Source organism: Streptomyces sp. NPDC127117 (assembly GCF_042677325.1).
Taxonomy (GTDB): Bacteria; Actinomycetota; Actinomycetes; order Streptomycetales; family Streptomycetaceae; genus Streptomyces.
Window position 1 is genome coordinate 182,472 of sequence record NZ_JBHXTM010000007.1, and the last position, 24,907, is coordinate 207,378.

General features: G+C 71.1%; 18 protein-coding genes. 11 read left to right on the forward strand and 7 right to left on the reverse strand.

The annotated features are described in order from the left end of the window. Window positions 1-77: 77 nt before the first annotated feature. Window positions 78-899, forward strand: a complete 822-nt coding sequence (locus ACFVH0_RS09310) for a TetR/AcrR family transcriptional regulator (protein ID WP_385818971.1) — start codon at window positions 78-80, stop codon at window positions 897-899. Window positions 900-1,064: 165 nt separating this feature from the next. Here the strand turns inward: ACFVH0_RS09310 and ACFVH0_RS09315 are convergent, their stop codons facing one another. Together ACFVH0_RS09315 and ACFVH0_RS09320 are read right to left on the reverse strand one after the other, a co-directional pair. Next, the gene (locus tag ACFVH0_RS09315; RefSeq protein ID WP_385818972.1) at window positions 1,065-1,958 is read right to left on the reverse strand and encodes a serine protease; all 894 of its coding nucleotides are present in this window, start codon (window positions 1,956-1,958) and stop codon (window positions 1,065-1,067) included. 132 nt (window positions 1,959-2,090) lie between these two features. Then, window positions 2,091-2,960: a GyrI-like domain-containing protein gene (locus ACFVH0_RS09320; RefSeq protein ID WP_385818973.1), complete on the reverse strand. Its 870-nt coding sequence runs from the start codon at window positions 2,958-2,960 to the stop codon at window positions 2,091-2,093. Window positions 2,961-3,124: 164 nt separating this feature from the next. Here ACFVH0_RS09320 and ACFVH0_RS09325 point away from each other — a divergent pair, with 164 nt between their 5' ends. From ACFVH0_RS09325 to ACFVH0_RS09360, 8 genes are all read left to right on the forward strand, one after another. Beyond that, window positions 3,125-3,337: a DUF4287 domain-containing protein gene (locus ACFVH0_RS09325; RefSeq protein ID WP_385818974.1), complete on the forward strand. Its 213-nt coding sequence runs from the start codon at window positions 3,125-3,127 to the stop codon at window positions 3,335-3,337. 132 nt (window positions 3,338-3,469) lie between these two features. Continuing rightward, window positions 3,470-4,327 carry an arylamine N-acetyltransferase gene (locus ACFVH0_RS09330; RefSeq protein ID WP_385818975.1) on the forward strand — a complete coding sequence of 286 codons (858 nt, stop codon included), beginning with the start codon at window positions 3,470-3,472 and terminating at the stop codon, window positions 4,325-4,327. Window positions 4,328-4,540: 213 nt separating this feature from the next. Further along, a complete protein-coding gene (locus ACFVH0_RS09335) occupies window positions 4,541-5,752 on the forward strand; it encodes a pyridoxal phosphate-dependent aminotransferase (RefSeq protein ID WP_385818976.1) in 1,212 nt (403 codons plus the stop codon). Window positions 5,753-5,854: 102 nt separating this feature from the next. Next, window positions 5,855-6,256 carry a hypothetical protein gene (locus ACFVH0_RS09340; RefSeq protein WP_385818977.1) on the forward strand — a complete coding sequence of 134 codons (402 nt, stop codon included), beginning with the start codon at window positions 5,855-5,857 and terminating at the stop codon, window positions 6,254-6,256. A gap of 145 nt (window positions 6,257-6,401) precedes the next feature. Further along, window positions 6,402-7,505, forward strand: coding sequence for a hypothetical protein (locus ACFVH0_RS09345; RefSeq protein ID WP_385818978.1), 1,104 nt, complete (start codon window positions 6,402-6,404; stop codon window positions 7,503-7,505). A gap of 29 nt (window positions 7,506-7,534) precedes the next feature. Beyond that, window positions 7,535-8,752, forward strand: a complete 1,218-nt coding sequence (locus tag ACFVH0_RS09350; RefSeq protein WP_385818979.1) for a toxic anion resistance protein — start codon at window positions 7,535-7,537, stop codon at window positions 8,750-8,752. Further along, on the forward strand, window positions 8,749-10,392 hold the full coding sequence (locus tag ACFVH0_RS09355) for a substrate-binding domain-containing protein (protein WP_385818980.1): 1,644 nt from the start codon (window positions 8,749-8,751) through the stop codon (window positions 10,390-10,392). Before ACFVH0_RS09350 ends, ACFVH0_RS09355 begins: the two co-directional genes overlap by 4 nt. 40 nt (window positions 10,393-10,432) lie before the next feature. Beyond that, window positions 10,433-11,023, forward strand: coding sequence for a hypothetical protein (locus ACFVH0_RS09360; RefSeq protein ID WP_385819022.1), 591 nt, complete (start codon window positions 10,433-10,435; stop codon window positions 11,021-11,023). A gap of 49 nt (window positions 11,024-11,072) precedes the next feature. Here the strand turns inward: ACFVH0_RS09360 and ACFVH0_RS09365 are convergent, their stop codons facing one another. The 3 genes from ACFVH0_RS09365 to ACFVH0_RS09375 all read right to left on the reverse strand — a co-directional run bounded on the left by ACFVH0_RS09365 (window position 11,073) and on the right by ACFVH0_RS09375 (window position 16,745). Then, window positions 11,073-12,815: an Ig-like domain repeat protein gene (locus tag ACFVH0_RS09365; protein WP_385818981.1), complete on the reverse strand. Its 1,743-nt coding sequence runs from the start codon at window positions 12,813-12,815 to the stop codon at window positions 11,073-11,075. A 212-nt stretch (window positions 12,816-13,027) separates the two neighbouring features. Then, window positions 13,028-14,695, reverse strand: a complete 1,668-nt coding sequence (locus ACFVH0_RS09370) for an IS1182 family transposase (RefSeq protein WP_385818982.1) — start codon at window positions 14,693-14,695, stop codon at window positions 13,028-13,030. Between the two features lie 217 nt (window positions 14,696-14,912). Then, window positions 14,913-16,745 carry a phosphoenolpyruvate carboxykinase (GTP) gene (locus ACFVH0_RS09375; protein ID WP_385818983.1) on the reverse strand — a complete coding sequence of 611 codons (1,833 nt, stop codon included), beginning with the start codon at window positions 16,743-16,745 and terminating at the stop codon, window positions 14,913-14,915. Window positions 16,746-16,957: 212 nt separating this feature from the next. Here ACFVH0_RS09375 and ACFVH0_RS09380 point away from each other — a divergent pair, with 212 nt between their 5' ends. Together ACFVH0_RS09380 and ACFVH0_RS09385 are read left to right on the forward strand one after the other, a co-directional pair. Continuing rightward, the gene (locus tag ACFVH0_RS09380) at window positions 16,958-17,656 is read left to right on the forward strand and encodes a hemolysin III family protein (RefSeq protein WP_385818984.1); all 699 of its coding nucleotides are present in this window, start codon (window positions 16,958-16,960) and stop codon (window positions 17,654-17,656) included. Between the two features lie 51 nt (window positions 17,657-17,707). Further along, window positions 17,708-18,340, forward strand: a complete 633-nt coding sequence (locus ACFVH0_RS09385) for a TetR/AcrR family transcriptional regulator (RefSeq protein ID WP_385818985.1) — start codon at window positions 17,708-17,710, stop codon at window positions 18,338-18,340. A 33-nt stretch (window positions 18,341-18,373) separates the two neighbouring features. Here ACFVH0_RS09385 and ACFVH0_RS09390 read toward each other — a convergent pair whose 3' ends face one another. Next, complete coding sequence (locus tag ACFVH0_RS09390; protein WP_385818986.1) at window positions 18,374-20,401, reverse strand: thioredoxin domain-containing protein; 2,028 nt, start codon at window positions 20,399-20,401, stop codon at window positions 18,374-18,376. Window positions 20,402-20,688: 287 nt separating this feature from the next. Beyond that, on the reverse strand, window positions 20,689-24,702 hold the full coding sequence (locus ACFVH0_RS09395) for a hypothetical protein (protein WP_385818987.1): 4,014 nt from the start codon (window positions 24,700-24,702) through the stop codon (window positions 20,689-20,691). Window positions 24,703-24,907 lie beyond the last annotated feature (205 nt).

The following is a 24,907-nucleotide window of genomic DNA, read 5'->3' on the forward strand; positions in this document are numbered from 1 at the left end:
CCCACCTTCTCCGGCTGATACTTTACGTCGTAAGGAATTGCTCGGGCGAAGTTACTTTATGGCGTAAGGAGTCGCAAGTGGTGGTCTTTGCCGGACAGGGCGACGCCCGCCGTTCGATGTCCCTGCTCTGGCGCGCCGACCGGCCGGATCAGCAGGGCCGGCGCCCCGGTCCCGGCCCCAGGCCGGGGCTGAGCGTCGATGCGATCGTGACCGCCGCGATCGCCGTCGCGGACGAGGACGGCATGGCCGCGCTCTCGATGCGCGCGGTGGGCGAGCGGCTCGGCCGCACCGCGATGGCGCTCTACACCTACGTACCCAGCAAGGGCGAGCTGCTGGACCTGATGTACGACGCGGTCCACGCCGAACTGCCCACGGAGTACGACGACACCGGCGACTGGCGTGCGGGCCTGACCGACTGGGCGCGGGACGGACTCGAATTCCACCTCCGCCATCCCTGGGTGCTCCAGGTCTCCCAGGCCCGCCCGGTGCTCGGCCCGCACGAGTACGCGGGGCTGGACACACTGGTGCGCCTGCTGAACTCGACCGGGCTCGAAGCGCACTTGTTGCGGCGGCTGGTCGGCACGCTCTCCCACTTCGTGCGCGGCTGCGCGGGGACGGTCGCGGAGGCGCGGCAGGCGGCGGCGGTGACGGGCGAGTCGGACGAGGAGTGGTGGTTCGCCCGCTCGGCGCTGCTGGGCGAGGTGGCGCCCGACTTCGCGGAGCGCTATCCGAGCCTGGTCGCGATGGAGACCGCCTCCGCGCCACAGCCACCGGCATCGGCGCCGGGAGAGGGGGCGGTGCCGTACCTGGAGCGGGAGGCGAGGGAGACGTTCGCCGTCGGGCTCGGGGTGCTGCTCGACGGGATCGAGGCGGCGATCGGACGCACGACAGGGCCATGAACGCGACGATCGCCGCCGCGGCGCCCGGGGTGGGCGTCACGGCGGCGACAGGTTCACGCGGCCAGGGTCTTGCGTTTTGGATCAGGCCGGATCAGACCGGATCAGGGAGCGGGGTCCGGCACCGGGGCACGTGAGCCCGGCGTGATCCGAACGAGAGGCCCTGGGTCACGGCTTGGGCAGCGCACACCCCGCACGGTCGAGGTCGAACTTGTTGCCGGTACCGATGCACGGCACGATGCCGTACGTCTCCTGGGCGTAGTTGATGCCCTCGCGCACCGTCACATTGCCGTTCTCGTCGACCTCGCACGGGTTGTTGTCCGTGCACTCCTGGCCGTCCTCGTTGCCGGTGTTGTTGACGGCGACGACCTTGCCGGTCGCGTTGTCGATCACCGGGGAGCCGGACGTACCGCCGATGGTCTGGCAGGCGGAGGTGTAGCGGACCGAGTCCTTCCAGGTCCACTCGCCCTCCTTGAGGCGGTAGACGAAGCCGTCGACGTTGCAGGAGTACGTGCGCTTCCAGTAGCCGGACACGACGGTGATCGCGGTGCCCTGGACCGGGTGCGCGGTGTTCAGCTCCAGCGCCTTGATGCCGTAGGTGCTCTCGATCTGGGCGTAGGTGCTGGTGAGTTCGTACACCGATATGTCGGTGTCGGTCATCGTCCCGTACGCGATCCTGCTGGCCCGCAGGGTTCCGACACCACTGCCCGAGGCGTTGAGCAAGGTGAAGCTACGGGTGGACGGCTGGTCGAGGACGACCTCGCCGGGGCCCGGGAATCCCGTCTCCATGCAGTGCCCGTTGGAGAGCACCAGCGCGGGGTCGCCGGGCTGCGAGTCCGGGGTGCGGACGACGGAGCCGGAACAGTTGCTGAGCGCCACGGTCCCGGCGAAGTTGACCGCCTTGGGCCTGGCCTTCTCCTTGACCGCGGTCGGCGACGCCGCCGCGTGGCCGGTTGCCGTGGTGGGCGACGCCGCTTCATGGCCGGTTGCTGCGGTTGCGGGCGCGACACCTGCCCCGAGGAGCAGAACAGCGAACAGCGCACCGACGAGAGGCTTCTTCATGTGGGGGTCCCCTCAAGTGACCTGAGCAGGGGCCCGATGGCTCCCGCCCACCGAAGTTTCCTTCGGATTTGACATGCGCATGTTGGCGCACTGAAGGGGCCCCCACAAGGGGCGGTTTCAAGCCGTCGGACCTCAGGCGGTGGTCGGCTCCACCGGGATCCACAGCTGAGCGGCGGTCTCCCCCGCCTCCGGCGACGGCCGCACGCTCAGGATCTCGGGGCCGGGCCTGCTCCGGTACGGATTGGACGGGAACCACTGCGTGAACACGTCCCGCCACAGGTACTGAAGCGCCTCGGGGAACGGCCCGGCGTTCTCGAAGACTGCCCAGGCGCCCGCCGGGACCACCAGCACGTCCAGGTCGCCGGGCAGTTCCTGAGCACTCGTCACCACGGCGTGGTAGTAGTCCAGTTCGGTCCCCTCCGCGCGGCCGGCCGCCAGGCCGTCGCTCACCTGGACGATGCCCTCCGGCCGCTGGTCGGACAGTGCCGCGATGCGCGCCACGGTCTCCTTGCCGATGCCCCTGATGAACTCGGCGACGGCCGGGTTGACCCCCTCGTGCACCAGAGGCACCCGCGCCTTCCTGCCGACCACCCGGAACTCGTCCTTCGCCACGATCCGGTACTCCATGCTGCTGCCGCCCTCGACCACGAGACGGAAGGACATCCGGGGCTGCGACCTCAGCACCGCACCGGTCCGCCGGGCCTCGCCCGGACCGACGCCGTGCATGGCCCGGAACGCCCGCGCGAACGCCTCGCCCGAGGAGTAGCCGTACCGCACGGCGACCTCCAGCAACGTCCGTTCCCCGCCCAGCACCTCGGCGCCCGCGAGCGTCAGCCGCCTGCGCCGGACGTACTCCGACAGCGGCATCCCGGCCAGCGCGGAGAACATCCGCCGGAAGTGGTACTCCGAGGTCATGGCGATCCGGGCCGGTTCGGCCATCTCGATCCGCCGGTCGAGCCGGCCCTCGATGTACTCCATGGCCTGGTTCAGCTTCTCCAGCACCCCGGCCTCCTTCCCTCACGGACACTCACGCCGTAAAGAGTGCACCCGGCGCACCCGACGCCCCGTGCCCGGTCCGGTCGGGTGCGACGCGGTCCGGTCCGGCGGACGGCGGGCCACCGGAAAACCCCGGCCGGGGGGATCACGGCAATGGCAGAATCCCCGCCATGACTGATGCCGTGAAGGGTCCTGCCAGCTATTTCCCGTCGATCGAGAAGAAGTACGGGCGTCCGATCGCGGAGTGGAAGGACCTCATCCGGTCCTCCCCGCTCACCAAGCACATGGAGCTCGTCGGCTGGCTCAAGTCCGAGCACGGCCTGGGGCACGGCCACGCCAACGCCCTGGTCGCCCACACCCTCGCCGAGGACAGGACCGAGTGACCGCACCGGCCCGCCGGGGCTCCCGCGCCCGCGCGCCGGGGGCACGGGACCTCGGGACCAGGACCCGAGGACCAGGACCGTCAGACCTCCCGCCCCAGGCGGTCCACCGCCCCGGTTGCGTACGGTCGGCGCATGACCTCCGACCGCGCCGCCGATCACGGCCCCCAGCCCGCCCCCGGCATCGACCTCGACGCCTATCTCGCCCGCATCGGCTGGTCCGGGGAGCGCCGGCCGACCGCGCAGGTGCTGCGCTCCGTGCACCGGGCCCACCTGCTGGGCATCCCGTTCGAGAACCTGGACCCCGTGCTGGGCAGCGCCCCCTCGCTCGCGCTCGCGGATCTGGAGGCGAAGCTCGTACGCGGTGGCCGCGGCGGGTACTGCTACGAGCACAACACCCTGTTCGCCGCCGCGCTGACCGCGCTCGGCTTCCGGATCACGCTGCTCTGCGCGCGGGTCGTGGTGGGCGCCGCGCCCGGGGACGTCCGGCCGCGCACGCACATGCTGATGCTGGCCGGGGTGCCGGGCGAGCCGACCCCGTATCTGGCGGACGTCGGCTTCGGGTCGGCCGGTTCGCTGCTGGAGCCGATCCCGCTGGTGGCCGGCGCCGAGCTGCACGACAGCCCGCGCCACCACCGGCTCGTCAACACCCCGCACGACGGGCCGCTGGAGCAGTGGGAACTCCAGGCCCGCACCGCCGACGGGAGTTGGGAGTCCCAGTACGCCTTCACGCTGGAGCCCTTCGAGGCGCCGGACTACGAGGTGATCAACTGGCACATCGCGACCAACCCGCGCTCCCCGTTCAGCCATCGGGTGTACGCCCAGCGCACCACCCCGAACTCCCATCTGTCACTGTCCGGCCGCACCCTCACGGTCACCGCCCAGGACGGCACCCGCGAGGAACGGGAGCTGGCGGACGGGGCCGAGGTGCTGAGCGTACTGACGGCCGGCTTCGGCATCCGCCTCCCCGAAGGCACCCGGCTGCCGGAGTGAAGGGAGCGTGGCACATCTCACCCATGGGCGTCCGTCACGCCCGGATTCCACCGCATTCGAAGCCCCGCCCCCGCCCCCGACCGGCGTTCCCACGGTCGCGGACTGTGGGCGCATGGCTATGGAAGACGGGTTGGGGCCGAGGGAGTACCCGGGTGGGGCAACCGGGAGGGAAAGCCCGGGCAACAGGGGCAACGCGGTCGTAAGCTCCCAGACATGCAGGTCATCCAGTCCACGAAGCTCGCCAATGTCTGTTACGAAATCCGGGGCCCCGTGCTGGAGGAGGCGATGCGGCTGGAAGCAGCCGGTCACCGCATCCTCAAGCTGAACACCGGCAACCCTGCCGCGTTCGGGTTCGAGTGCCCGCCCGAGATTCTTGAGGACATACTGCGCAACCTCTCCGGTGCGCACGGCTACGGCGACGCGAAGGGGCTGCTGTCCGCGCGGCGGGCGGTGATGCAGCATTACCAGACCAAGGGGATCGACCTCGACGTCGAGGACATCTACCTGGGCAACGGTGTCTCCGAGCTGATCCAGATGTCGATGCAGGCACTGCTCGACGACGGCGACGAGGTCCTCGTACCGGCTCCGGACTATCCGCTGTGGACCGCCTCGGTGTCGCTGGCCGGCGGCACGGCCGTGCACTACCGGTGCGACGAGCAGTCCGACTGGATGCCGGACCTCGCCGACATCGAGCGGCGGATCACCGACCGCACCAAGGCCCTCGTGATCATCAACCCGAACAATCCGACGGGTGCGGTGTACGACGACGAGATGCTGCGCGGGCTGACGGAGCTCGCCCGGCGCCACAACCTGGTCGTCTGCTCCGACGAGATCTACGACCGGATCCTGTATGACGGGGCGACCCACACCCCGACCGCGACGATCGCGCCCGATCTGATGGTGCTCACCTTCAACGGGCTCTCCAAGAACTACCGGGTGGCCGGATACCGGTCGGGCTGGCTGGCGGTCTGCGGCCCGAAGGCGCACGCCTCCTCGTACATCGAGGGGCTGACGATCCTCGCGAACATGCGGCTGTGCGCCAACATGCCCTCGCAGCACGCCGTGGCCACCGCGCTCGGCGGGCGGCAGTCGATCGACGACCTGGTGCTGCCGGGCGGGCGGATCCTGGAGCAGCGGGATGCCGCGTACGACCTGCTGACGCAGATCCCGGGCGTGACCTGTGTGAAGCCGAAGGGGGCGCTGTACCTCTTCCCGCGCCTGGACCCCAAGGTCTACAAGATCAAGGACGACCGGCAGATGGTGCTCGACCTGCTGCGGGCCGAGAAGATCATGGTCGTGCACGGCACCGGGTTCAACTGGCCCGAGCCCGATCACTTCCGCGTGGTGACGCTGCCGTCGACCGAGGACCTGACGGACGCGGTGACCCGGATCGCGCACTTCCTGGACGGCTACGGCCAGCCGTAGCGGCCGGTCGCCGAGGATTCCGCGGACGCCAGAGTCGATAGCGAACAACTTTAGACTGAATCCAAGGTAGGATGGTCCCACTGCAACACCAGGAGGCCATCCATGTACGAACCGATCCGCACCAAATCGGTCCACACACCGGCCGACCACGCCGACGACTTCCCGCACCGTTCCCGTGAGGAAGAGCTGGACATCCAGCTCGCCGGGCACCTGGCCGCGCTCCTCGCGGTCACCGACGAGCTGGGCATCGGCGAGGCGGGCGACCGCATCGCCGAGCAGGTCGCCAGGCTGCGCGGCGCGCCGCCCGCCCGGCACGCCGGCCGGACCGACGCACCCGCGTCCGCGCTGCACCGCCGCGCCCACGCCCTCGCCGGCCGGGCACTGGTGGTGGCCGCTTCCCGCGCCGACACGGCCGTCGCGATCCTCGCGGCCGAGCGCATGGACGCCCACACCGCGGCGCTCGCCGCCCCCGCCGCCACGACACGACTGGTCGGCGCCCACTGACGGCCCCGGTCCACGGGCCGTCGAGGCGCGTGGACCGGGTGCCACCCACCCCCGCCCGGCGGGCAGTTGTTCCTGATCCCGTTCCGCCTCCGTTGCGTACTGGGATAATCGCTTAACCTTCCGTCCACCCAACTCCGCCTGGAATGTGGGTTTCCGCGAGCAGGCTTCGCGTGTGAGACGCATCGTGGGAATCGTCCTGGCGGTGCTGCTGATCGGCGGAGTGGCAGTGGCCGTCGCAGCAGGCCGCGACAGCAAGGACAAGAGCACGGCAACGAAGACCGTGCGTGGAGTGATCGGTTCGGAGAAGGCGGAGTTCTTCGCCGACCCCGATGTGGTGAAGGCCCTCGCCGCCAAGGGGCTCACCGTCAAGGCGGAGACGTCCGGGTCCTGGGCCATGGACCGACTCCCCCTCAAGGGCTACGACTTCGCGTTCCCCGGCTCCAAGGCCCCGGCCGACGAGCTGCAGCGCGGGTCCGCCGTCAAGGGCGGGCCGCTCAGGCCCTTCTACTCGCCGCTGGTCGTCGTCGCGCACCGCGCCGCCGCCCAGGTCCTGGCGGACAACGGACTCGCCACGATGGGCGGGAAGTCCAGCGGCAAGCTGCTGATGGGGCCCTACCTCCGGGCCGCCCGGTCGGACCGGACCTGGCAGCAGCTCAAGGGGGCGGGAAAGCACGCCGAGTTGACCGGGACGGTGTTCATCACCAGCACCGACCCCGTGTCGTCCAATTCCGGCGCCCTCTACCTCGCCGCCGCCTCGTACGTCGCCGACGGCGGCCGGGTCGCCGCGGACGATGCCGCCATCGACCGCACCGCACCACTGCTGAAGAAGCTGATCCGGGTGCAGGGGGCGCAGCAGACCAGCAGCGACGCCCCGTTCCGGGACTTCATCAGCGGGGTCGGCAATCCGCTGGTCCTGGTGTACGAGTCGCAGGTCGCCTCGCTGCTGATGCAGCGGCAGGACGCCGGGGACCTGGTCCTCCTCTACCCCGACACCACCGTCTCCAGCGACCACACCCTCGTACCGCTGACCGGGAGCGGCCGGCAACTGGGCGAACTCCTCTCCACGGACCCGGAGTTGCGGAAGCTCGCCGTGCGGCACGGCTTCCGGCCCCAGGGGGCCGCGGCCGAGTTCACGACCGCCACCGCGGACCACACCGACTACATCGACCAGAAGCTGACCGGGGTCCGCCAGGCGCCCGTGCCCACCGCCGAGGTGCTGCGCGCGATGGCCCGGCGGACCCGCGGCTGACCACACACGCCTTCCTGGAGACCTCAGCCATGACCGAAGAGCCGCAGCCGCTCAGCCTCACCCCGCCGGGCGACTCCGCCCCGCCGCTGGTCCTCACCCCGCCGGAACCGGTCGCCCCGGTCCGGACCGAGCAGGCGGCCGGTCTCGTGCCGGTCGACGAATCGGTACGCACGGAGATGACGCGCCGCGCCGCCGAGTACATCGGCGCCCTCTCCGGGCTCGACGCCCGGTCGCCCGAATTCAGCACCCGGATCGGGGAGATCGCCGCACTCGGGCAGGGCGACATCCGCAGCGCCGCCCAGCAGTCCAACCGGATGCTGGACCGCACCGTCCGCTCGCTGGCCGGCTCCGGGGGCGTGGACGCGCAGTCCAAGGTCGGCTCGTCCCTGGTCGAGCTGCGCCGCACCGTCGAGGACCTCGACCCGCGCGACACCCCGGGCCGCGGCGCCCGCCGGCTGCTGTCCAAGCTGCCCGGCGGCAACAGGATCCGCGACCACGTCGCCAAGTACGCCTCCTCCCAGGCCACCCTGAACCGGATCGTGGGCTCGCTGCGCGGCGGGCAGGACGAACTGCGCCGCGACAACGCCGCCCTGCACACCGAGCGCACCCGGCTCTGGGAGACCATGGGCAAGCTCCAGGAGTACGTGGTGCTCACCGAGGCGCTGGACGGCGCCGTCGAGCAGCGCATCGCCGAGGCCGCGGCCACCGACCCGGCACAGGCGGACGCGCTGCGGGCCGATGTGCTCTTCCCCGTGCGGCAGAAGCACCAGGACCTGCTGACCCAGCTCGCGGTCTGCGCCCAGGGCTATCTCGCGATGGACGTCGTACGGCGCAACAACGACGAGCTCATCCGGGGTGTCGACCGGGCCGCGACCACCACCGTCTCCGCGCTGCGGATCGCCGTGATGCTGGCCTCGGCGCTGGAGAACCAGCGCAGGGTGACCGAGCAGGTGCAGGTGCTGCGCTCCACGACCGAGGACCTGATCCGCGGCAACGCGGAGATGCTCGCCGGCCAGAGCGGTGAGATCCAGCGCATCGCCGCCGATCCGGCGGTGAGCGCGGAGACGCTGCGTACCGCATTCCAGCAGATCTACCGGACGCTCGACGCCATCGACACGTACAAGGCGCAGGCCACCGAGTCGATGGCGGCGACCGTGGAGTCGCTGACCTCCGAACTCCAGCAGGCCGGTGCCCACTTGGAGCGCAGCCGGTCGGCGGGCGTGCTGGAGGGCGGTGGTCTCGGATGACGCACCGTCCCCGGCAGCGGCTGAGACGGCTGCGGCGCCGGGTCGCGCGCTCGCTCGTCGCGCTGCTGGCCGTCGCCGTGCTCGCCCCGCTCGCCGCCTGTTCCACCTCGGACGACGGGGCGCCGGGCGGCGCGTCCGGCGGGGCCGGCAAGGACGACGGCAAGCCGCGGGCCGGCACGCTGCGGGTTCTCGCCTCCAGTGAACTAGCCGACATGAAGCCCCTGTTGGAGGAGGCCCGGAAGGCCACCGGGATCACCGTGCGGCCCACCTGGACCGGCACGCTGGACGCCGTCGAGCTGCTCGGCTCGGGGAAGGCGGACGGGGCGTACGACGCGGTCTGGCTGTCGTCCAACGACTATCTGCGGCTGCACCCGGACGCGGCGGGGCGCATCACGTCGGAGACCCCGCTGATGGTTTCGCCGGTCGCCCTCGGGGTCCGTCCGGCGACCGTGAAGCGGCTGGGCTGGAAGCCCTCGGACGTGACCTGGTCACAGGTGCACCGGGCGGTCGCCGAGGGCCGGCTGACGTACGGAATGACCGATCCGGACCGCTCCAACTCCGGTTTCTCCGCACTGGTCTCGGTCGCCTCCGGGCTGTCGGGCGCGCAGTCCGCGCTGACCGACGCCGATGTCCGGGGCGCGAGCGGGAAGCTGAAGGAGTTCTTCGCGGGGCAGCGGCTGACCTCCGGCTCCTCGGGCTGGCTGGCCACCGCGTACGCCCGGCGCGGCAACGTCGACGCGCTGATCAACTACGAGTCGGTGCTGCTCTCGCTGAACCGCGACAGCCACACCGGGCTGACCGTGATCCGTCCCCGCGACGGGGTGGTGACGGCCGACTACCCGCTCAGCGCGCTGGCCGCCGCCGCTGCGGACGCGAAGGACTCGGTCCGCGCGCTGACCGCCTATCTGCGGACCCCGGACGTGCAGCGGAAGCTGACCCGGGACACCTTCCGCCGCCCGGTCGTGCCCTCGGTGCGGCCCGCGGCACCGCTCGCCGCCGACGCGCGCCGCGAACTGCCTTTCCCGGGCACGCGGTCCGTGGCCGACGGGCTGCTGCACAGTTACGAGAACAAGCTCCGGCGGCCCTCGCGCACCGTGTACGTGCTGGACACCTCCGGCTCGATGGCGGGCGACCGGCTGAAGGCGCTGAAGGCCGCGCTGACCGGGCTGACCGGGGACTTCCGGGAACGGGAGGAGGTCACGCTGCTGCCGTTCGGCTCGTCGGTGAAGCAGGTCCGTACGCACACGGTCGACCCGGCCGATCCGCAGCGGGGCCTGGCGGCGATCAAGGCGGACACGGCCGCGCTGACGGCCGGTGGCGAGACGGCGATCTATTCGAGCCTGAAGTCGGCCTACGAACAGATCGGCGACGGCACCGAGTCCGCGTTCACCTCGATCGTGCTGATGACGGACGGCGAGAACACCACGGGCGACACGGCCACCGGCTTCAGCTCCTACTACCGTGCGCTGCCGGCCGCGCGACAGGTCACCCCGGTCTTCCCGATCGTCTTCGGCGACTCGGACCGGGGCGAGCTGGACCGGATCGCCGCACTGACCGGCGGCCGGCTCTTCGACGCGACGAAGGAACAGGGGCCCGGCTCGCTGGACGGCGCCTTCGAGGAGATCCGTGGATACCAGTAACCCGCCGGGCGAGCCGGGAGGCAGGCCCGCCAACCGGGTACTGGCATACCTGGAGTCGCGGAAGAACCTCACCGGGAGCGCCTGCGGGATCGCCGGCCTCGCCCTCACCTTCACCGGCCTCGCCGGGGCGTACTGGCCGGTGGTGGTCGTCGGACTGTACGGCGCGGGGGCGCTGATCGCGCCTCCCGAGCGGCCCGCGGTCCCGGTCTTCCCCGACCCGTCGACCCAGCTGGACGCGGTACGGACCGACTACGTGGCCCTGTGCGGGTATCTGGACGAGGTCGAGCTGCCGCCCGCCGCGTCCGGCCGGCTCACCGAACTGACCGGTCTGCTCGACGGGCTGCTCGCCCCCGGGCCGGTGGCCGAGGCGCTGGCCGCCGACCCGGAGGGCGTGCACGTCCTGGCGCGCGCCGTGCGCCAGGACATCCTGGAGTCGGTCGACGCGTTCGTGCGGATCCGCCCGTGGACCCGGATGGTGCCGGGCACGGAGCCGCCCGAGCGCCATCTGGAACGGCAGCTGACGCTGCTGCACCGGGAGGTCGAGGAGCTGGCGACGGCGCTGCGGGAGGCGGAGGCGCGTCGGCAGCAGACCCACACCCGCTATCTGGAGGACCGGGGGCGGAACGGGTAGTGCCCGTTCCGCCCCACGGGCCGCACCGGTCTCAGTGGCGCGGCTTCGATCAGGCGCGCACCCGCACCGTCGCGGACGCGGTCGATCCGGCGTGCAGGGTGTCACCGGCGTAGCCGACCTCGTACGTCACCTGGCCGGTGGCGCGGGGCAGGTCGTTGATGGTGAAGGTGCCGTCGGCGGCGACGGCGGCCGAGGTCAGCGTGCCGGTGCCCTTCCGGTCGGTGCGCACCACGGACAGCGTGATCCCGGCGGGCAGGTCCCGGCCCCGGCCGGTCAGGGTGCCGGTGATCGTCAGCCCGGCGCTCTTCTTCGCCTCCGCCGGGGCGGTGAGGGCGATGGTGGTCGGGGCCTTGGCGACCGTGACGCCGAGCGCGGTGTCCTCGGCCGGGCGGTGGGTGATGTCACCGGTGAACGAGACGGTGTAGGTGGCGTCGCCGACCAGCGACGGGACGTCGAGGACGGTGAACGATCCGTCGGCGTCGACCTCGACGGGGGCGAGCCTGCGGTCTCCGTTCGCGTCGTGCCGTACCGCCGACACCCGGACCGGTTCGGCGGGCGCGGGCCCGTCCAGCTCCAGCCGGCCCCTGATCCCGACCGGTTCGCCGACCACGGGCTGCCCGGGGGTGGTGGAGAGCGCGCCGGTGAAGCGGGAGTCGTACTGGGCGGCAGGGGGCTGGATGACGTGCAGCCAGAACTCGTTGCCGGGGGTGTTGGCGGTGACGGCGAACAGCCGCGAACCGTCCTTCGACCAGCCGAGCCCGCGCGGCGCGATCCGGTCGCCGTCGAGCGCGCCCTCGTAGGCGAACTCCAGCGGGGCCGTTCCGGCTGCCGGGTCGGCCGGCTGCACCAGCAGGTCGACCGTGCTCCCGGCCGCGGCGGCTCCCCGGGCTATGTAGGTGCCGTCGCCGCTGAAGGCGACCGCGGACGCCTTGGCGCCCTCGGGCAGCGGCTGGTACGCGGCCGGCGCGTCGGACAGGTCGGCGGCGTCCAGCAGCCGGGTGCCGTACGCGGCGTCGGCGACGGCGATCCGCCGGCCGTCGGGAGACTGCGCCACGTCCTTCATGTCGAGGGCGCCCCGGCCCTCGGCGTCCGCGAACCGGCGCTCCGGGCCGCGCACGAGCGTGTCGCCGCTCGCGTCGAGCGTGGTGAGGAAGGGGTTGGTCGTGCCGGTGTTGCGGTTCTGCGCCATCACGATGCGGTCCGGGACCTCGGGGCCGCTCGTCAGCCGCAGCCGGCCCGTCGCGTTCCACCCGGTGCTGGTGGACCGGTCGCCCGCCGTGCCGTACAGCCAGGTCTGACGGTTGTCGCACTCGGTGGTGAGGTACGGCGTCTCGGTGTGCCACTCCTTGCCGCCCGCGAAGGCGACGTCGCGCGGGCAGGGCACGTCGTACGCGGTGTACGTGTAACCGGTGCGCTCCCGGGTCTCGGTGTCGAAGGCGAGGATGCCCGAGGACTGCGAGACGTGGAGCGTCTTGCTGTCCGCGCTCAGGGCCATCCCGGACGGCGCGGAGGCGGTGGGCAGCGAACCCACCCTCTGGCCCTGGAAGTTGTAGATGTGGACCTGGTTGGCGTACTGGTCCCGGCGGTCGTCGGTGATGTAGACCCGCTCGTGCACCGAGTCGACGACCATGGCCGCGTACGACGAGATCGGCAGCTTGGCCACGGTGTCACCGGCCGCCGGGCCGTCGGCCGCGAGGGCGGCGGACGGTGCGACAGCGGTGAGCCCGGCGGTGCCGAGCGCCAGTGCGGTGAGTGTTGCCGCGATACGTATGCGGTGCTGATTCCTTCTCAACTGAGTCCCCCACAGGCTCTGTTGACCTCCGGTCGACCGAGCCGGAGGCATGTGAAGGAACATCGAAGCGTTGTGGAGGTCCTGTGTGCAAGCCTTGGGTGATCTCCGGACGTTCGCCGCGAAAACGCGGGAAAGGGGCACGAAATGGGGTGGGAAAAGGGGCGGCCCCCGGAATCGTGAGGGGAGACGCTGTTGGCGAATCCGGGGGCCTGTTACTTCGGCCCGTTGAGCTGCGGCTCGGCGGGCCGAAGTGCTGCGAAGTGGCTGGTGCGGGTGCGGGCTCGGGGCGTTTCGGTGAGGTGGGCGTCGAGGCGGGCGAGGTTGATGGCGGCACCGGTGAGCTGGTGTTGCAGGGCGGTCTTCGCGAGGCCGTGGTAGCGGGATCTGCGCAGGCCGCAGCGCTGGACGCCCTGGGAGATGGTGCCTTCGACGCCGGCGCGGGTCTTGTAGCGCTCCTTCCAGGTGTCGGTGCCCTGGTCGGCGCGGGCCTGGCGCAGGGCTTCGTGTTCCGCGCGGGGCCGCAGCGTCAGGCGCCGGCCGACGCTGGAGGTGGTGCACTGCTCGCGGACCGAGCAGGGACGGCAGTCCCCGCCTTTGAACCGGACCCGGATCACCGGGGTGCCCTCGGGAGAGCGGTCAGGATTCCAGCAGGTGGCGGTCTTCCCGCCGGGGCAGGTGACCTGTTCGCGTGCCCAGTCGATGGTGAAGTCGTCGGCGGTGAACCCACCGCCTGCGGCTGCCTGGGGGCTGACGACCCCGGCGACCGGTCCGGTGAGGGTGAGGCCGTACTGGCGGCGGGCGCTGACCAGCGCGTGCGCGTCGACGTATCCGGCGTCGACCAGATGCTCACCGGGCAGACGGCCCACTTCGGCCAGCCGGGCATGCACCGTCTCGGTCATCGAGATGTCGGGGACAGTCGCGTCGGTGGTGGCCACGTTCGTGATCAGGTTCGGGACGTCTTCTTCGCAGGTCTCGGTGAAGTGGACCTTGTATCCCGCCCAGGCGGTGTCCCGTTTGACGCTGTTGCGTGCCTCACTGTCGTAGGGGTTGACCAGGCAGATTGCACCCGGCGGCCTCTCTTTTGGGTCCCGCCGCCTCACCTCACCCTCGACCTGGTGAAAGTTCTGCACCCACATCTGGCGCAGGTGCTCCACCTGCGGAAGCGTCCGCAGCTCCTGCGGTGCCTGCCGGGACCAGACGGTCTCAAGCAGCCGCGTCCCGTCCCGGCCGATCCGCAGTCCCACCTCGTCCCGCTGGGTGCGGGCCTTGGGAAACCGGGAGTCCTCAGCCCTGGCCGCATAGTGCTTGAACCAGTCCGGCTCGGCAACTTCGACCAGCCAGTCAGGGGCGGTCCGAGCCAGCGCGTTCAAGGCCGACCGCAGCGTTTCCGCGACCCGTTCCAGCCAGCACACATCCCGCGCCGCCGACAGCACGTGCGTGGAGTCGGTCCTCGCCCTGCCCGCCGTCTTCAGCAGGCCCCTGTCCCCGGCTGCCACCAGGATGCCGTCCAGCACCCGCCGCCCTGCATCCGCCTTCACCAGGCGGTCCCGGAACTCCGACAGCACCGAGAAGTCGAAACCGGGATCGCCTAATTCCAGCCCGAGCGCGTACTTGAAATCGATCCTTGCCCGCACCGCCTCCGCGGCCTGCCGGTCGGTCAGCCCCTCCACGAACTGCAACACCGACACCAGCGCCAACCGGCCCGGTGACCAAGCCGGCTTCCCCCGCGCCGGGAACAGGTCCGCGAACTCCTCGTCACTGAACAGCGGCCCCAACTCGTCCCGGACCCGAATCGCCAGGCTCCCTCTCGGGAACGCAGCCCGCGCCACCCGCACCGTCTCCGCCGGGACCTCGCCCGGCCCGCTCGGCTGCATCGACATCCGCACCCACCCCATACGACAACGTCGGCCTTCAAGACCACAACCAGGTCCTGAAGGCCGACGTCACGCGCGCCCCCGGATTCGCCAACAGCGTCTCGTGAGGGGATTCCGGGGGCCGTACCGCGGCGGGCTGTCGACCCCACAGGTCAGGGCGGATGTCCGAGGCCCGGCCGCGGGGATGTGCGGGGCGCACCCGCGCGGGGTGCGCCCGGGGGCGTCAGCCCAGGCGCTGGACCAGCGCGCGGTACTCGTCCCACAGCTCCTTCGGCGTGTGGTCGCCGAAGGTGTTGAGGTGGTCGGGGACCAGCGCCGCCTCCTCGCGCCAGATCTCCTTGTCGACGTCGAGCAGGAAGTCCAGGTCGGACTCGGAGAGGTCGAGGCCGTCGGTGTCGATGGAGCCCTTGGCCGGCAGGATGCCGATCGGGGTCTCGACGCCCTCGGCCTTGCCTTCGAGGCGCTCGACGATCCACTTCAGGACGCGGCTGTTCTCACCGAAGCCGGGCCACACGAACTTGCCCGCGTCGTTCTTGCGGAACCAGTTCACGTAGTAGATCTTCGGGAGCTTGGCCTGGTCCTTGTCGGCACCGACCTTGATCCAGTGGTTCATGTAGTCGCCCATGTTGTAGCCGCAGAACGGCAGCATGGCGAACGGGTCGCGGCGCAGCTCGCCGACCTTGCCCTCGGCGGCGGCGGTCTTCTCGGAGGCCACGTTGGCCCCGAGGAAGACGCCGTGCTGCCAGGTGAAGGACTCGGTGACCAGCGGGACGGCCGAGGCGCGGCGGCCGCCGAAGAGGATCGCCGAGATCGGCACGCCCTTCGGGTCCTCCCACTCGGGCGCGATGATCGGGCACTGGCCGGCCGGGACGGTGAAGCGGGCGTTGGGGTGGGCGGCCGGGGTGTCGGACGCGGGCGTCCAGTCGTTGCCCTTCCAGTCGGTGAGGTGGGCCGGAGCGGTCTCCGTCATGCCCTCCCACCACACGTCGCCGTCGTCGGTGAGCGCGACGTTGGTGAAGACGGAGTTGCCCCACATGGTCTTCATCGCGTTGGCGTTGGTGTGCTCGCCGGTGCCGGGCGCGACGCCGAAGAAGCCCGCCTCCGGGTTGATCGCGTACAGCTGGCCGTCCTCGCCGAAGCGCATCCAGGCGATGTCGTCGCCGATGGTCTCCACGGTCCAGCCGGGGATCGTCGGCTCCAGCATGGCGAGGTTGGTCTTGCCGCAGGCCGACGGGAACGCGGCGGCGATGTACTTGGGGGCCTCGGCCTCGCCCTGCGGCGGGGTGAGCTTGAGGATCAGCATGTGCTCGGCGAGCCAGCCCTCGTCACGCGCCATGACCGAGGCGATGCGCAGCGCGTAGCACTTCTTGCCGAGCAGGGCGTTGCCGCCGTAGCCGGAGCCGTAGGACCAGATCTCGCGGTCCTCGGGGAAGTGCGAGATGTACTTGGTGGTGTTGCACGGCCACGGAACGTCCTCCTGCCCCTCGGCCAGGGGCGCGCCCAGCGTGTGGACGGCCTTGACGAAGAAGCCGTCGGTGCCCAGCTCGTCCAGGACGGCCTGTCCCATGCGCGTCATGGTGCGCATCGAGACGGCGACGTAGGCGGAGTCGGTGATCTCGACGCCGATCGCGGAGAGGGGTGAGCCGACGGGGCCCATGCAGAAGGGGACGACGTACATCGTGCGACCGCGCATCGAGCCGCGGAAGACACCCTTCTCGCCCGTGAAGATCTCCCGCATCTCGGCGGGGGCCTTCCAGTGGTTCGTCGGGCCGGCGTCCTCCTCCTTCTCGGAGCAGATGAACGTACGGTCCTCGACGCGGGCGACGTCGCTCGGGTCGGACGCGGCGTAGTACGAGTTCGGGCGCTTGGTCTCGTCGAGCTTGGTGAACGTGCCCTTGGCCACGAGCTCCCCGCACAGGCGCTCGTACTCGGCCTCGGAGCCGTCGCACCAGACCACCCGGTCCGGCTCGGTTATCGCTGCGATCTCGTTCACCCAGGAGACGAGCTCCTGGTGATCGGTGGGGACGGTGAGGGGAGCCGCGATGTCGCGCGCCACGATCGCTCCTTGTTGAGGGTGTCTGTTTGGTAGTTGCCCCGTGGGGGCTGCGACCCGGATGCTTCGACCCCTTCGAATCCCGTTGGCGCTCATCCGGTGCCGACCGCACTCATTTGATCATCCGACCGTTTCGCCCATATGTCCAGGGGGCCGCACACGTGAGCATTGCCACTCGTATCGGTTACCTACGGTCGCGTAGGTACGATGCGGGGATGACTGCTGCCGCCGCCGCGCCCGGGTCCGCCGGGCTGGAACCAGCCGAGTCCGATCCCGTCCCGGTGAAGCCGCGCATGCGCGGCTGGCTGCATGCCGGGATGTTCCCCGCCGTGATCGTCGCGGGGGTGGTGCTGATCGCGTTCACCGACAGCTCCATCGGCCGGATCGCTTGTGGCATCTACACCCTGACCGCGTGCCTGCTGTTCGGCGTGAGCGCGCTCTACCACCGGGGCAGCTGGGGCCCGCGCGGCGAGGCGGTGCTCCGCCGGCTCGACCACGCCAACATCTTCCTGATCATCGCGGGCACGTACACCCCGCTGACCCTGCTGCTGCTCCCCGAGTCCACCGGGACACCGCTGCTGTGGGCGGTCTGGGCTGCCGCCGCGGCGGGGATCGCCTTCCGGGTGTTCTGGGTCGGCGCCCCGCGCTGGCTCTACACGCCCTGCTACATAGCGATGGGCTGGGCCGCGGTCTTCTTCCTGCCGGACTTCCTGCGCACCGGCGGCATAGCGGTGCTGGTGCTGGTCGTCGTCGGCGGCCTGCTCTACAGCGCCGGCGGCGTCATCTACGGCATCAAGCGCCCCAACCCCTCGCCGCGCTGGTTCGGCTTCCACGAGGTGTTCCACTCGCTGACCCTGGCGGCCTTCGTGGTGCACTACGTCGGCATCTCGCTGGTGGCCTACAACCACCACTGAGCAGCGCCCCGACCGGTGCCGGCGCCCCGCCGATGCCGGACAATGACGGCCATGGCCGTCACCTCCCGTACCCCTTCCGTTTCCGCTCCGGGAATGCCGCCGCAGCCGGGGCTCCGCGAGCGGAAGAAGCTCAGGACCCGGATCGAGATCCGGCAGGCCGCGTACCGGCTGATCGCCGAGCAGGGGTACGAGGCGACGACGGTGGAGCAGATCGCGGCGGCGGCCGAGGTGTCGCCCAGCACCGTCTTCCGGTACTTCCCGGCCAAGGAGGACATCGTCCTCACCGACGAGTACGACCGGGTCCTGGCGGCCGCCCTGCGCGGCCGCCCGGCCGGGGAACCGCCGCTGGAGTCGCTGCGGCACGTACTGGCCGAGGCGCTCGCGGCGTTCCTCGCGACCGGGGAGCAGGAGCTGCGGCAGCGGACCCGGCTCATGGTGGAGGTGCCGGCGGTCCGGGCCCGGATGGCGGAGAGCATGTCGGACACGGCCGGGGTGCTGGCCGGCACGCTCGCCGCCCGCGCCGGCCGCGCGCCCGGCGATCTGGCGGTCCGGGTGTTCGTCGCGGCGGTGCTGGGCACGCTGCGCGAGGTGACGCTGTACTGGGGCGAGCACGGCCAGGAGGGTGACCTCGTCGCGATGGTCGACCGGGCCCTGGACGCCCTGGAGGGCGGCCTGAGGCTCTGACCGGGGGCCGGGCCCCCGGTCACCCGTCGGCCGTCACCTGCCACCGAGGCTCCGCGCCAGCTCCCCCGCGTCCGTCGTCGGCGCGTCGCACACGAAGTGCCTGCACACGTACGCCGTCGGCGCCCCGCCCACCATCGGCCGGTCCGCGAGCAGCGGGAACTCGGCCCCGCCCGTCTCCCCCGCCGCCACCACCGCGCCCGGCGCCGTGCCCAGCAGCGCCGTACGGTGCAGCTCCCCGCCGACCGGTCCGGCGACGGCGACCTCGCGCGGCCCGTCCAGCAGCGCCTCGGCGACGGCGAGACCCCAGCTGGTGAACCGGGGGGCGCGCGGCCCGAGCGCCTTGATCACGCCGAGCGCGCTCTCCCCCGCGGCGCGGTGGGCCTCGGAGCCGGTGTGCGCGGCGTACGAGAGCAGCGCCCCGGCCGCCGCCGTCCAGCCCGCCGGGGTCGCGTTGTCGGTGGGGTCCTGCGGGCGGCGGATGAGCTGCTCGGCGTCGTCCGCCGTGTCGTAGAGCAGGCCGCCCTCGCCGGTGAAGTGCTGGAGCACGATGTCGAGCAGGAAGCCGGCGAACTCCAGCCAGACGCCCTCGCCGGTGACCGCGGCCAGGGCGAGGAAGCCCTCGGCGACGTCGCCGTAGTCCTCCAGCACCCCCGCGTGCCCGCCGGGGCGCCCGTCCTTCGAGGTCCGGGCCAGCCGGGCGACATCGCCGAAGTGGACCCGGACCAGCAGATCCGCGGCCTCGGTGGCGCGCTCGACGAGGTCGGGCCGGTCGAAGTACGCCCCCGTCTCGGCGAGCGCGGCGATCGCCAGACCGTTCCAGGCGGCGACCACCTTGTCGTCCCGGCCGGGGCGCGGGCGCGGCTCACGGGCGGCGAGCAGCGCGGCCCGCACCCGGGCGACCCGGTCCGGGTCCGCCCCGGCGTCGGCCCGCGCGAGCTGGAGGACCGAGGAGCCCTCCTCGAACGTGCCCTCGTCGCTCACCCCGAAGTGCTCCGCGGCGAAGGCGGCGTCCTGGTCGCCGAGGACCTCCCGCAGCTGTGCGGGCGTCCACACGTAGTACGCGCCCTCGACGTGCCGCCCGTCCCCGTCCTCGCTGTCGGCGTCGAGCGCGGAGGCGAAACCGCCCTCGGTGGTGCGCAGTTCGCGGACCATGAAGTCGGCGGTCTCCAGGGCGACCCGTCGGGCCGGCTCCGAGCCGGTGGCCCGCCACAGGTGCGCGTAGACCCGGCAGAGCAACGCGTTGTCGTAGAGCATCTTCTCGAAGTGGGGCACCAGGGCGCCCCCGGGCCGCTGGCGCAGCACGTACCGGTGGAATCCCCCGCCCAGCTGGTCGAAGAGGCTCGACCGTGCCATGGCCCCGCACAACCCTTCCGCCATCTCCAGCGCCCCTTCGGACTCCGTCCGGGCGTGGTGCCGCAGCAGGAACTCGATCGTCATGCTCGGCGGGAACCTGGTGTCGCCGGAGCCGAGCCAGCCGCTCTCCGGGTCGTACTCCCGGCTGATGCCCAGCAGTGCCCGCGCCAGCTCCGCCTCACCGGGGAGCCCGCCGTCCCCGTGCTCCAGCTGCCGCCCCGCCAGATCGCGGGTGATCTTCTCGGCGACCTCCCCGACCTCCGCGCGCCGGTCCGTCCAGGCACCGTGGACGCCTTCGAGCACCTGCCGGAAGGACGGCATCCCGTGCCGGGGCTCGGGCGGGAAGTACGTACCGAAGTAGAAGGGCTCCCCGTCCGGCGTCATGAAGACGGACATGGGCCAGCCGCCCTGCCCGGTGGCGGCCTGCACGGCCTCCATGTAGACGGCGTCGACGTCGGGGCGCTCCTCGCGGTCCACCTTCACGGAGACGAAGTGTTCGTTCATGTACGCGGCGACGGCTTCGTCCTCGAAGCTCTCGTGCGCCATGACGTGACACCAGTGGCATGCTGAGTAGCCGACTGACAGCAGAACGGGCACATCGCGCCGTCGCGCTTCCTCGAAAGCCTCCGGCGACCAGGGCCACCAGTCGACGGGATTGTCGGCATGCTGCAGCAGATACGGCGAGGTCGTGTCAGCCAAGCGGTTCACAGTAATCACCCTCTCATGCCACACATGGCAGCCAGGTGCATCAGGCCTCGTCCAGAGAGTCCGCCGCCTTGGGGTCGACCGGGTTGTCGGCGCGCTGGAGCGGAGACGGGGAGGTCTCCGCTCTCACGGGATCGAGCGCCCCAGCGGCACAGAACAGTGGGCAGAGACGGGCAGCACCGGAGCTGTTGAGCGTCCTCGAAGGAGGTGCGCCATGACCGCGGAGGTGGTCGCACCCGCGTGGATGCACACCCAGATCAGTGCGGAGCGGGGGCCCGAAAGGGGCAGCATCAGGAGCCTCTCTCCGCCTCGATGCCTGAGCCCCGCAGGCGGCTCCCGTCGGCGGTGCCTTCCACCTGCCTGCTCAGGTCACCCGCCATTGCGCCCAGGCTCCTCAGCGCCGCAGGAGCAAGTGGTGGGAGCAGAGGGATCGTGTGCGTCCACGCGTCGGATCTCAATAGCTGCAGCGCGATGTGCCGAGCCGTCGCCTCGGCGGGGGGACGGCCATCGCCAGACACACGGGCGAGTGCCAAGCAGGTCCGGATCACCCGGTCGGCGGCGCGATTGTCCGTGGTCAAGGTCACCTGGGCGCCCGCCAGGTGTGCCGCGGCAGTGCGGAGCGCCATCAACCGGGCGTCCGGGGCCCTTGCCGCATCAGCGTGGCGCCACACAGCAACGGTGTCACCGTCCACCGCGGCCAGCAAGGCCAGTTCCGCCGCGGGCCCCTGCCCCGGCTGGAGGGAACGCCACCATCTGTCGGTCGAGCTTACGACGATGTCGGTGTCGTCCTCAGGAAGGCAGCCGAGCCGTGCCAGCAGGGCAAGGACGGCCATCGACTGTGCCTGCCACGGCAAGGAGGGGTCGGCGACGTACAGCGCGGAGCGGTGGAGTGCGTCACTCAGTCGCGGGGCGGGGTGCCGGACGTCCGGGAAGGCGAGAAGCAGCGCCGCCAGCTCGGTGAGAGGGATGCGTGGGCTGCCGTGTCTCCCGACCTCGATTCGCTGTGCCAGGGCCTCCACCAGGGGCGCTGCGACGCGTGCCGCCCCCTCGGGACAGCGTTGTACGAGCCCGGCGGCGACGGCTGCCAGCGCCTGCCGTCTCTGCGGAGCGGTGTCTCCCGCTGCCATCGCCGAGGCCGCGGGCTCGTCCCCGGCATGGGCAAGCGCCTGGGCCACGACGTTCGCCAGTTCGGGGGCCGCGCCGTCGGACACCAGGCGTGCCGCCGCTTGGGCATAGCAGGTACCCAAGTCGTCGTGCCCGGCAAGGGAGCAGCCGAGGGAGAGAGCCGCCAGGTGCCGCGCACGGTCATGTGGGGCAGGCAAGCTCTGCGCGAACGCTTCGGCCTCGTCCTGCCTGCCTCCCGAGCCCATCGCCTGGCAAAGGTCTGCTGTCCAGTCCGCGGGGCGAGGTGAGCCGCTCGCGGGCGTCGAGGGCTGTGCGGCAGCACAGTTCCGCAGCGCTGTCTCAAGCAGTTCTCGGCTACGCAGGAGGTTGCCGGCGCCCAGTTGGTCTTCCGCCTCCAGCAAGAGGGGGAAGTGAGGATGATCGGGGTGCGGGCCATCGCCGAGGGGAGGCAGGCCGGCAGACCTCCGGTGCGTGGGCTTGTACCTGGTCGGGGGCGGTTTCCGTACACCTTCGAGCCCTGCCTGTGCCGCCTCTGTCATCTGCACTGTTCGTGCTGCTGCTGCCTTTCCTCGCTCTTTGCGCGTCGCCAGATAGGTGTCGCGCTCGTCCTTCGCGGTCTTGCGCTTGCCGTCGTCCTTCCTACGTTTCGCCTTCCTCTGCTCGTCGGCAGCAGCCACCACCTCATTGTCCTCTCGCGCCCTCTCCTCCTGGGCTTTCTCGAATACCCACTGCGCCCGTTCCAAAAGGGCGTCCCCCAGCACCCCGATGCGCAGTTCTTCCGGCAGGGCCTCCATAAGTCGTCTGGTGCCGTCGAGGTCATCCCTCACGACACCCGTGTCGGCCACCGCCTTGGTCAGGCGCGCCAGCGTTCCGGCCAGTTCGCGGCGAAGGTGGGCCTGATCGTCCTCGGACAGGGGAACGGAGTCCCTCAGCGCCTCGATCGCCTTGCGTATCCGGGCCAGGGCCTTCCGCGTCAGTTCCGAAGCCGAACGACGCCGCTTGGCAGGGAGATCGATGAGCGCCGACGCCGCGGTGGCCAGGACGTCGATCGTTCCCAGACCGTCCGCGTCGCCGAGTTCCTCACAGATGGCCTCGACACGGTCACCTGCGTACGAGCCGAAAGACGGCGCGGTCCGCGCCAACGCACCCCAGAGATCTACCGCCGCCGCCCGGGCACGCATCCCACCCGCACTGAGCATCCAGGCTCGGTCGTGCAACACCGCTGCAGCATCTCGGTCTTCCATCGAAGCCAGCATTCCTGCCGCCTCGATGAGCGTTTCTGTCCCGGCCGTCCGGTCCTGGAGCACCGTGCGCAGCAGCGGTCGGGCCGACTCGGGCCCCTTCAGTGTCACCAACGTACGGGCCGCGCCAAGAAGCCGCGCATGCGACTCGGGGTCTCGGAAGGTGCCGGGAAAGCCCTGGTGGGCACGGTCTCGGACCAGCCACTCGACTGCCTCTCGTACGACGGCGTCGGCGTCCAGGTCGGCCCGTCGCGCGTATGCCATTTCCACCGCCACGTCCGCCAGGTGCACGGCTCTGGCGACGGCCGTGGGCGCGGAAAGAGCCAGACCACGTGCCCGCTCCACGTCCCCCAGCCTGACGAGGAGGGAGGCAGCCCCGGCAGGTACGTCGCGTACGTCCTGGCGCAGTAGAGACCGCGCGGCACAGAGAGCTACGAGCGCCGCCAGAGCCTCGCCGTCGGGCGTGGCGTCCGACGAGCCGGTGATCTCCGTTTCACAGGACTCCAGTTGAGCGAGTGCGGCGTCCGGCCCGGCCGTGCGGGCGAGACGAAGCAATCGGGGCATGTCGAGGACGTACGCGGCACGTTCGGCGGTGTCGGTCAGCAGGCGAAGCAGATGTGCCACGGGGTATGGGGGCGTGTCGTCCGGCCAGCCGGCCGCGCGCCATCTCCGCGACCAGGCCAGCAGTACATGGGTGTACCGCAGGACCCCAGCCTCCCCCAAGTCCTCGCGCACCGCGCGGAGGAGTTGAGGATCGGCCAAGGCGTACGTCCGGAATACCGGGTCGTCGGTTACGAGGGCGCGCCCCGCCGGTCCCTGCGCCAAGCGGTCGAGGCGCTCTGCGGGGAGTCCGGTCAGGTCCGCCAGGTCCGCCGTACGCAGGCCGCCGCCCGCCACAGCCAGCAGGCCCGCGACCGGTTCGCCCAGCGCGGCGACGTCCGGCCGCGGCTGTCGGATCAGCGGTACCCCTGGGACGGGTAGAAGAGTCCGCAGGTGTCGGCTCTGGCGCAGTGGATGCCGTACTGAGGGAACGTCGTCGGGGAGAAGGACGCAGCGCCGGAGGGAGACGATGACGCGCATGTTCGGCGGAGGCCGGGAGGGCAGGAGGGCAGCGATGCTTCCGCGTGCGGGCCTCCGCCCAATTCCGGCCCATCCCTCGGCGTTGGTGGTATCGGCTCCGACCCTCGTCGTCCCGCTCTCGGCTGCGCGGCTCGACCAGGCCACGTCGTCATCAAGTCCATCGACCACGAGCAGAAGCTTCCGTCCGTGGCGTGCGCTCTTCGCCGCGGCCTCGGCGAAGAGCGCCTTCCACCCCCGGGCATTGCTCGGGACGGGGCTCCCGGTCCTGCCGAGGAAATCGTCGATCTGGTCGACGATCTCCGTCTCGAACTCGGCGCGTGTGTCCGTGCCATGAGCCGCGGAGACGAAGAAGGTCACGATGTCGGCGTCGGCCGAGGACTGCCGACCGACGTAGTCGGCGAGCAGCGCGGTCTTGCCCACGGGAGCGTCGGCGTGCCAGCACAGATACGACGGTGCGTCGGCGCGGGAGTCCCGGACGAACGCGTTCATCGCCGTACGCTCGTCCGTTCGTCCCCGGATCTCGACCGCGGAAGCGTCGGGGGCGGAACGGTGCAGCCGGATGAAGCGGAGGCCAGGATTCGCTCGCCGGCGGTTCGCAAGGATCTGCTGTTCCTGCGCGTTCCTTGCTTCGTCCCGAGCCGCATGCAGGGCGGCTTCCCACTCGACGTGCGCGTACGCCGAAGAACCGGCGGCACGCTGCAGCTTCCCCACCAAGTCCCAGAAGTCGTGCTCTCGCGCCGACGAAGGGACCGCCTTACCCTCAACCCAGCCCGCCAGCGTCGAGGGAGCGACCCCCAACTCCGCAGCCGGTTCTGCGATGGGCGTCCCCTCTGCGGCCCTCCACGCCTCCTTCAACATGTGGCTCAGCTTGTCGCGCGCGCGTCTCGACGAAGCCGCCACCCGCTCACTCCCGTTCCTTACTCACTACCCCAGGAAACTCGGCCGTCTTCGTACGACCACAGCAGGTCCTACCTGCGGAAATCATGGCGCGGCAGTATGCGCAACTTCCCGTCGCTCAGAGCCGCCGCGATTCTGGAGCCATCGCCACAGCCGCCGAACCCGG